This is a genomic window from Sphaerimonospora cavernae, from assembly GCF_042435035.1.
Taxonomy (GTDB): domain Bacteria; phylum Actinomycetota; class Actinomycetes; order Streptosporangiales; family Streptosporangiaceae; genus Sphaerimonospora; species Sphaerimonospora cavernae.
Map to the genome: position 1 here is coordinate 1 of NZ_JBHMQT010000046.1, position 5949 is coordinate 5949.

The 5949-nt window shown below is 61.9% G+C and carries 6 protein-coding genes and 1 pseudogene; 3 read left to right on the plus strand and 4 right to left on the minus strand.

Annotation, left to right across the window (positions count from 1 at the left end; translation table 11 throughout):
* On the plus strand, positions 1 to 3663 hold a 3663-nt coding region (locus ACFHYQ_RS22135), incomplete at its 5' end, for a LamG-like jellyroll fold domain-containing protein (RefSeq protein ID WP_394303048.1).
* Positions 3664 to 3757: 94 nt separating this feature from the next.
* Entirely contained in the window at positions 3758 to 4333 is a 576-nt protein-coding gene (locus tag ACFHYQ_RS22140) for a DUF6461 domain-containing protein (protein WP_394303049.1), read from the plus strand.
* 26 nt (positions 4334 to 4359) lie between these two features.
* Here ACFHYQ_RS22140 and ACFHYQ_RS22145 read toward each other — a convergent pair whose 3' ends face one another.
* A complete protein-coding gene (locus ACFHYQ_RS22145; RefSeq protein WP_394303050.1) occupies positions 4360 to 4710 on the minus strand; it encodes a hypothetical protein in 351 nt (116 codons plus the stop codon).
* Complete coding sequence (locus ACFHYQ_RS22150) at positions 4707 to 5003, minus strand: hypothetical protein (protein WP_394303053.1); 297 nt, start codon at positions 5001 to 5003, stop codon at positions 4707 to 4709. The genes ACFHYQ_RS22145 and ACFHYQ_RS22150 overlap by 4 nt, the downstream gene beginning before the upstream one ends.
* On the opposite strand from ACFHYQ_RS22150, the gene ACFHYQ_RS22155 reads away from it, so the two are divergent.
* Complete coding sequence (locus tag ACFHYQ_RS22155) at positions 4923 to 5279, plus strand: hypothetical protein (RefSeq protein ID WP_394303051.1); 357 nt, start codon at positions 4923 to 4925, stop codon at positions 5277 to 5279. The two genes, ACFHYQ_RS22150 and ACFHYQ_RS22155, sit on opposite strands and share 81 nt — an antisense overlap.
* Here the strand turns inward: ACFHYQ_RS22155 and ACFHYQ_RS22160 are convergent.
* Positions 5264 to 5689: a hypothetical protein gene (locus tag ACFHYQ_RS22160; protein WP_394303052.1), complete on the minus strand. Its 426-nt coding sequence runs from the start codon at positions 5687 to 5689 to the stop codon at positions 5264 to 5266. The genes ACFHYQ_RS22155 and ACFHYQ_RS22160 overlap by 16 nt on opposite strands.
* Positions 5686 to 5949: pseudogene (locus tag ACFHYQ_RS22165) on the minus strand (IS5/IS1182 family transposase); the annotation flags it as partial. The pseudogene ACFHYQ_RS22165 and the gene ACFHYQ_RS22160, both read right to left, overlap by 4 nt.

Below are 5949 nucleotides of genomic sequence, written 5' to 3' on the forward strand. Positions count from 1 at the left end.
GCCACCGACGTTCCGGCGGATTCCTCGGTCGTGGTGACCTTCAGCGAACCGGTGACGGAGGCTCAAATCGCCGTCAAGGACTCGCGAGGCACGGTCCTCTCCGGCCGGTCGTCTCCCGATGCCGCCGGCACCGTGCTGGTCTTCGATCCGGAGCAGCCGTTGGCCGAGACCACCACCTACACCGCAGAGGTGACTGGGGCTAAGGACACCGCTGGCAACGTCATGACCGAACCGTATAACTGGTCGTTCACCACCGGCACGAACGGACCAACTCCGATACCGGGGCTGGTTGCGGCATATGGCATGGAGGAGGGCGCCGGCACGGTGGTGGCGGACATCTCCGGGCAGAACAACACGGGTACCGCCCGCGACACCACCTGGGTCACCGACGGCAAGCACGGCAAGGCACTGTCCTTCAACGGCACCTCCAGCTGGGTCACCGTCAATGATGCGCCCTCGCTACGCTTGTCTAAAGGCATGACGCTGTCGGCCTGGGTCAAACCATCCACCGTCGTCGACTGGCGCACAGTGGTGATGAAGGATCTCGTCAGCGACGATTACCTGTCCTACTCTCTGTACGCGTCATCCGATGACAGCACTCCCGGAGGATTCCTTGGGATGGAGAACCCGGATCAGGATGCCGCTGCCTGGGGCAACACGGCCCTGCCTATCAACACCTGGAGCCATCTGGCACTCAGCTATGACGGCACTACCATGCGGATGTACGTCAATGGCAGCCAAGTCGGCCAGGCCGCCACTAACGGCACGATCGCAAATGATGAAGGTGTGCTGCGAATCGGCGGCAACGACCTATGGGGCGAGTATTTCAAGGGTCTGATCGACGAGGTGCGCGTCTACAACCGTGCCCAGACCCAAGCCGAGATTCAGACCGACATGAACACCCCGGTCAGTGGTACCGCATCCCCGACTCCGACCCCCACACCAACACCCACGCCAACACCGACTCCGTCGCCGAACCCTGTTCCGGGGCTGGTTGCGGCATATGGCATGGAGGAGGGCGCCGGCACGGTGGTGGCGGACGCCTCCGGGCAGAACAACACGGGTACCGCCCGCGACACCACCTGGGTCACCGACGGCAAGCACGGCAAGGCACTGTCCTTCAACGGCACCTCCAGCTGGGTCACCGTCAATGATGCGCCCTCGCTACGCTTGTCTAAAGGCATGACGCTGTCGGCCTGGGTCAAACCATCCGACGTCGCCGAGTGGCGCACAGTGGTGATGAAGGATCTCGTCAACGACGATTACCTGTCCTACGCCCTGTACGCGTCCGATGGTGACACTCCGTCCGGAGAACTCGCGATGGAGGACCCTAGCCTAGACACCTTCTTGCCAGGCGATAGACCTCTACCGATCGATACTTGGAGTCATCTCGCGTTCACCTATGACGGCAGCACCGCGCTGTTATACGTCAATGGAAATGAAGTCGGCAGAACCGCCGTCAGAAGCCGCATCGACCTTGACGAGGGTGCGCTGCGCATCGGCGGCAACGCCATCTGGGGCGAGCACTTCCGCGGCCTGATCGACGAGGTGCGCGTCTACAACCGCTCCCAAACCCGGGCCGAGATCCAGTCTGACATGAACACCCCGATCGGCGCCGCCCCAGCCCTGATGCAAGCCGGACTGAGTAAGGCGTCCGTCGACAGTGCACCGAGCACCACGAAACTGGTGGCAACCCCCGGTGACGAGGCTTCCGGCACCACCCCGCAGCTCACGGTCTGGGTGGACGACCCACAGGACCGTCAGACGGCGGTGGAGGTAGAGGTGGCCCGTCAACCCGCCAAGCCGTCGGCCACTAAATCACGGACAACCAAAGAGTTGATCTGGTCGGGCACGACCAGTCAGGCCGACGTCGCCAGTCATACGCATACGCTGCAGATCCCGCCCGGCAAGCTGAAGCAGGGCGAGCAGATGCTTTGGCGCGCGAGAGCGACAGCCGCCAACGAATCCGGCGCGTGGTCGGAATGGCAGCAATTCAAAGTCGGCATCATCGAATCGGGTGACGAGTCGCCAACACGGACTGTCGAGCAGGGCGTGCCGACGGTGTCATCGCTGCAGGTGACTCCGTCGAAGGAAAGTGGTGTCTCTACCACGTCCACCCTGACGCCCTGGTTCAACGCGACATTGACGGACCCCCAGGGGCGTCCAATGAGGTTGAGCATCGAAGTAGAGCACGACCCCAGCGCGTCTGAGCAAGGCACCGGTCTGGTCTGGTCCGGAACTACCACTTCAGCGACCAGCTCAGGGGCGAAAGCCGCGATCAGTGTCCCATCCGGGTACTTGATCGACGGATGGAAGATTCGTTGGCGCGCTCAAGCGATCAGTGACGGGGCCCGCAGCAACTGGACCCAATGGCGAGAGCTCATCATCGATGAGTCTGCAAAGCAGAAGAAGCTCCGCCTGGCGACAAAGAGCGCCGTGCCGACTGCAAACCAAATCGTCTCTCCAACAGCCGATGACCCGACCACCGGCACGACGCCATTCAGACGACGCACGCTGGATTGGTGCGAAATCAACGCAATCAAGAAGGATGGAGGCGGTATATGGGGTGAACCGGGCCCCTACGACATTTGCTATAGCAGATTTACTGCCTACAGTCTCTACATCGACAGCTACGCGCCGAATGTCCCCTTACTGAACGACGGCACGCTGAACTTCCAGATGACGACGGTCGCGCAAACGCATGTAGGAGACCGTGGTGGACACGTGTCACTTGATAACATGTACCGGCGCCCGCGCGACATCGACATGTGGATACGCATCAACATGATTGTGGCCCTTAACTGGAGCCGCGAGAACATACTCAAGGACATCACCCTGCAACTCAACGCGCAGACGGCACCAGAATCAGGCCACGCTGCGTCCACCTGTCAGCTCGTTGAAGGGTCGCGGCAGCTAGTCAAGGGCAGCCTCGCCGATTGGAGGGCTAATAATACTGCCTACTTCCGCTTCTACTCCGATCCGTCCTCGCTCCCGATTACAAACATTGACAAGGCGACCAGCTGCACCCTCAAGCCGCATCTCAGAGTCAACGCACCAAACGCGGAACTCGGCGTTTTCTTTGAACACGACGACACGGTGCCGGCTTACCCCTATTACGATCGAAACGAACCGCTGCGGGAGCAGCCCGGAATCGTCACCGCCTGCGACACTTCGCCGTCGATCACGAAGTACCTGGGCGGGTGCAGGTTCATCTCCTACCGGCCTATATACATCGCAAATCGAGCTCAGGGCAACGTGGAGTCGGGTATCGCCCAACACATCTGGACGGCCTTCAAATATCCTGGCACCACCTGGCCGCTTAAGCCCGGAAAGTGGGTACCCGGAAACGCCGACGCGCCCAGGAGGTCCGACCAGGGTAAGGAGCTAACAAGGGAAGCGTTTAGGATCAATGACAGATCGTTCATCAATACTCCCTGCCAGGCGCTCAGGATTCGCGATGGGAAGGTCGGAGACGACTCCTTCGAGTGTGACGAGTACCCATTCAACTCCACTAAACAGCGAGCACGGTACGCCGACGGCAACTACTCGCTGATGCTACTGCCCGCCGAACAGAATTCAGGCTCCGCCAGCAATCACCTATGGGCCTTCTACGAACGCTACAGGCTGCTGGAACAGGACCCGTTCTGGGTGAAGATCCAGTAGGGTCGGGCAGCGAAGGCGGGTGTCCGCAAGGTTCAACCTGCGGACACCCGTCCCATACCATGAACAGCTAATCAGAAGATCAGAAGGCTCAGCGATGGACGCAATTCAATTCGAGGAGAACGTACTGGAACCGCATGGGCTATTGCCCAGGTTCTGTGGCACTTGGGTGAATGATCCCGACATCGAAGAAGTAGCGTGCAAGCTGGGTGCCGATCTGCCCTCCCAACTGGATGCTTCATGGCAAGAGACCGAGGAAGGACAACTGCTCGTCGATCGCTTCGGCGACTGGACTCTCGCACTCGAGCGCGACACCCGGCGCGGAGCAGACCGGCACATCTTAAGGTCACTCTCCTCCACGAGCTTGTCGGCGGTGAATATCTGGTGGGACGTTAACGGAGTCAGTTCACTCACCTACGGCGCAAACGGCCGGATTCTCGCGAAGTTCGAACTCGCATTAGGCGCTCGCGAGCACTGGACGGGAGAAGATCCCCGAGCACTCGACCGCTACCTTGACGATCTCCCCCTTGGCATGGCCACCGCTAATGATAGTGATTGCCGATTTGCTGCGTTCGTGCTCATAAAAAAGATGACCGGGATAATGCTCAATTCCGAATGGCTCGGCGACGAGCATCCTTGCTACACGTTTCAATATCGGCGCGACCAGCTCTAGCCTCGTTTTCCGCACATGGTCGATCTTCAGCGGAGGTCTCTGGGATCCACGTCGAGGAGGTCGAGCAGATGGATCTGGAGATCGGTGGGCTGAGGAATGATCGGTGGTGACTGGCCGGTACCCGAGATGATCCGGATACCGGCCAGGGCGTCGAAGATGAGCCGGCCGGTGGGGATCGCGGACCGGCCGGCGTACAGGCCCTCGACCTTGGTGGCGCCTCGTGCGGCCAAAGCGCGCCGTACCTGGCGTTCGACCAGGCAGAAGATGAGCAGGGCCAGGCAGATGACCGTGATCAGCGCGGCGATGCGGCGGTTGTTCTTCAGGTACAGAGCGGCCACGGCCAGCGGCCCCTTGAACCAGGGCCGATGCGTTCTCAATCGGTGAGACCGAGTAGCTGAAGGCCATGGTCGGGATGGGCTCGGTAGTGGTCGATGGCCGCTGCGATGTTGTCCCAGCCGATCAGATGGGCCAGGCCAATCGCGATATTGCGGAAGGTCGCCATAGCCCGTGGCGTAGTCCCGGTCCGGATCTTGGAGTGGTCCTCTCGGTAGGTGGCGTCGCGGATGTGGTGCAGGGCCTCCACCGACCAGTGGCCGCGAATGAGCGCGGCGATCTGCGCCGGTGTGGCCTGGTAGGGGTTCAGGCTGGTGATGGCGTAAATCGTGACGATGGTGGTCTTGCCCGTCTTGCGGTTGGTGCGGCGGCGTTTGACCTGAATCGCCTGGCAGGCGTGCGGGAACGACAGGCCCGGCCGGACCGTGCAGATCTTGAGCCGACGGATCTCGCGTCGGCCGTGCGCGGCGCTGTCGGTACGATCGTCGAGCGGAATGTCGCGCCAGGGCAGGTCCTTGAGAGGACGATTCGAGAGTTAATGTCTCTTTTGTCGTTGGGGTTGGAAGAGGCGGGCTGGTCAGGGGGCCGGCTGCTGGGCTATGGGCGCGGCTGAGTGAACAAGCCGGGCTCGGTCTCGATGAGGATGCCGCGGCTGACCAGGCGTTTGAGCTTGGAGCGGATGTTCTCGGTGTTCTTCGACACGATGGGCAGGCCCAGGGCCTGGCACAGATCGCGAGCGCGCAAAGGCCGGTCGACGTCGGCGAAGACGGTCAGAATCTGCTGGTAGGCGGGGTGGTCGGGAAGCGCGGGAGGCGGTGCGGTCGGCTCGGTGTCGTCTTCGCCGGTGAGCGAGATGAGGGTCTTGCGGGTGATCTGTAGATGATCGATCGCCTCGTCGAGCTCGCGCAGTCGCGCGGTGAGTTCGTCGATCCGGGTGCGTGTCTGTTCGGCCTCGCAGGTCAGGGCGGTCTCGCGTGCGTCGATCTTGTCCAGCAGCGGTCTGCTCGTCTCGTGGCCGGTCATGCGCCGCGCCAGGAGGGGCTGGAGGCGCTGGTCAGCCGGCGGGCCATCACGTCGCTCATCGCCCAGTACACCCGCGATTCGGAGCTGGCGGGGCGGTGCTCGTAGTCGCGGACCAGGCGGCGGTGCAGGGCGAGGATGCCATAGGTCTGCTCGACGACCCACCGCTTGGGCTGGGGGACGAACCCCTTGTCCGCGGGGTTGCGTTCGACGATCTTCACGTCGATGCCGAGCGTGGCGCCGTGGGTGACGACCGCGTTCTT